The organism is Nocardiopsis sp. NPDC055879, from assembly GCF_053615935.1.
On the sequence record NZ_JBSHCT010000068.1, the window covers coordinates 1 to 3,051 of the forward strand.

2 protein-coding genes are annotated in these 3,051 nt (G+C 68.3%); both read right to left on the reverse strand.

All coding sequences use genetic code 11. The features are described 5' to 3' along the window. A partial coding sequence (locus ACWGKS_RS29705) for a beta-ketoacyl synthase N-terminal-like domain-containing protein (protein ID WP_452525038.1) occupies positions 1-1,136 on the reverse strand: 1,136 nt, incomplete at its 3' end. After that, on the reverse strand, positions 1,129-3,051 hold a 1,923-nt coding region (locus ACWGKS_RS29710), incomplete at its 5' end, for a type I polyketide synthase (protein WP_358516330.1). The genes ACWGKS_RS29705 and ACWGKS_RS29710, both read right to left, overlap by 8 nt.

Below are 3,051 nucleotides of genomic sequence, written 5' to 3' on the forward strand. Positions count from 1 at the left end.
GTGTGACCGATGTTGGACTTGAGCGATCCCAACCACAACGGCCGCTCACGCTCACGCCCATAGACCTTCAGCAACGCCTCGGCCTCGATCGGATCCCCAAGAGCGGTCCCCGTCCCATGCGCCTCGACCATGTCCACGTCATCCGCCGAAAGACCCGCGTCACGCAGAGCCGCCCGCACCACACGCTGCTGCGAGGGACCGTTCGGAGCGGTCAACCCACTGGACGCGCCATCCTGGTTGACCGCGCTGCCACGCACCAGACCCAGCACACGATGCCCCCGCTCACGCGCACGAGACAGCGGTTCGACCACGAGAGTGCCCACACCCTCACCCCAGCCGGTGCCGTCGGCCTCGGTGGAGAACGCCTTGCAACGCCCATCGCGCGCGAGCCCGCCCTGGCGGCTGAAGTCGGTGAAGGCGACCGGTGTCGACATCACCATCGATCCCGACACCAGCGCCATCGAGCACTCGCCCTCGCGCAACGCCTGCGTGGCCAGGTGCAGCGCGACCAACGACGACGAACACGCCGTGTCCACGGTGATCGCCGGCCCCTCGAAACCGAAGACGTAGGACACCCGACCGGAGGCGATACTCCCCGACCCACCGGCGCCGGTATAGCCCTCCAGGTCCTCGGGGATGTCCAGTTCCCGTCTGGTGTAGTCCTGGTACATCACCCCCGCGAAGACCCCGGTGTCGCTCCCACGCATCTCATGCGCGTTCAACCCGGCGTCCTCCAGCGCCTCCCAGGAGGTCTCCAGCAGCAACCGCTGCTGAGGGTCCATGGCCATGGCCTCCCGGGGGGAGATACCGAAGAACCCGGGTTCGAACTCGTACGCGGTGTCGATGAACCCGCCCTCGCGGCAATAAGAGCTGCCGGGGGTCGCTCCCTCGGGGTCGTAGAGGGACTCGACGTCCCACCCACGGTCCTCCGGGAAGGGGGCGATGGCGTCTCGCCCCTCGTCCACCAGATCCCACAGTTCTGCGGGTGTGGTGACCCCGCCGGGGAAGCGACAGGCCATACCGACGATGGCCATGGGTTCGTTCCGCTCCTCCCGCTCCTTCTTGAGCTGTTCGCGAGTGCGGTGGAGGTCGGCCGCGACCTTCTTGAGGTAGCTACGAAGTTTCTCTTCACTCATCTTCGGCACCGAGTTCCTGGTCGATAAAGGCGAACATCTCGTCATCACTCGCGGACTCGATCCGAGAGACCACGCCCGACTCCTCGTCGCCCTGGGGCTCCACGTCGAGAACGGCTCGCAACCGGGTCCGCAATCGCTCTCGTGCGGACTCGTCCTCGGCGATCTCCCGGATCTGGCGTTCCAGGGAGTCGAGACGGTCACGCAGGGCCGCGTCAGGATCCGGCATGAGTTCCTCGTACAGGTGGTCCGCGATCCCCAGAACGGTGGGGTAGTCGAAGAGCAGGGTCACGGGGAGTCGAAGCCCGGTCGCCTTCCCCAGGCGATTACGGAGCTCGACCGCCGTGAGCGAGTCGAACCCGATGTCGAGGAGCCCTCGATCCGGGTCGACCGCATCGGCACCGGAATAGCCCAGCACCGTCGCCGCGGTCTGCCCGACCAGGCCCCGCAACAGTTCCCGACGCTGCTCGTCCGCCATCGCCGCCAGTCGCTCCGGCAGAGAGGCCGTACCCGAACCGGGTTCCTCGTCAGCGGCGGTCGCGACCGGAAGCGCCCTACTCGAACGTGGGACGAGGTCGCGGAGGATCGGCAGAAGGAAGCCGTCCGATTCGGCGTCCCGTAGCTGACGGGAGGCGAACTTGGCCGCCGCCACGAACGCCGCACCCGAGGCCAGAGACGAGTCGAAGAGCTCCAGGGCCTCATCGGTCCGCAGAACCTCGATACCGGACCGCGAGACCCTCTTGCGGTCCGCGTCACTCAGCTTGGCGGTCATCTCACTGTCCTCGCCCCAGACACCCCAGGCCACCGAGGTCGCCGGAGCACCCTCGCTCCGCAGTCGCGAGGCCAACGCGTCCAACGCGGAGTTGGCCGCCGAGTAGGCTCCCTGCCCGGCCCCGCCGAGGGTCCCCGACACCGAGGAGAAGAGCACGAAGGCCGACGGCTTGAGGTCCTTGACCTGGTGCCACAGGGTCACCGCGCCATCGAGCTTGGGTGCGAGGACGTGCGCGATCCGATCGGGGTCGAGCCCGGAGACGACACCGTCGTCCAGCAGGCCCGCCGCGTGGACCACCGCCTTGAGCGGGAGTTCCGCGGGAACCCCTTCGAGTGCCGCCGCCACCGAGTGGGCGTCCGTCACGTCGCAGGAGACGACGCGTACCTCCACTCCCTGGGCCCCGAGCTCGTCGGCGAGCTCGGCCATGCCGGGGGCTTCGGCACCCCTTCGTCCCGCGAGGACCAGTCCGCGTACGCCATGTCGTTCGACCAGGTGTCGCGCGACCAGGCCGCCCAGTGTCCCCGTGGCCCCGGTGACCAGGACCGTGCCGTCGAGCGCCGGTGTCTCGGACGAGTCGCTCTCGACCGACCGCGTGATTCTGCGGGCCCGCGGTTCTCCCTCCCACATCAGGAGTTCGGTCTCCCGGTCCAACAGGTCGAGGGCGGGAGACATCGTCGTCGGATCGTCGGTGAAGACCAATCCGAAACGGCCCGGGTGTTCGTTCTGGGCCGCACGGACCAGACCTCTCACGGCCGCGGTGACGATGTCGTCATCGACCGCTTCGATGGTCGGGACCGTGACGGCGAAGACGAGTCGGGAGTCGGCGTACCTCTCGTCCGCGATCCAGGTCCGAAGGAGTTCGAGTGCGCTCGCGGTGGCGGCCCTGGCAGCGGCCGGGGCCTCCGTGAGATCGCCCTCCCAGGTCCGGAGGGGGACCACCACCGTCGATGGGATCGGGTCGGACAACGTACCCAGTGCGTCCGCTCCGGCTCCGGGGTCCAAGCGCACGGTCGCGCCGTCCGGGCCGTCGGAGGTTTCGGTCGTGGTCGGTTCGGTCGGTGTCCAGGACAAGCCGTACAACGGCCCACCACCCGACACCAACCCACCAGCCGGCCGCAACACCAACTCATCAACCGACAACACCAC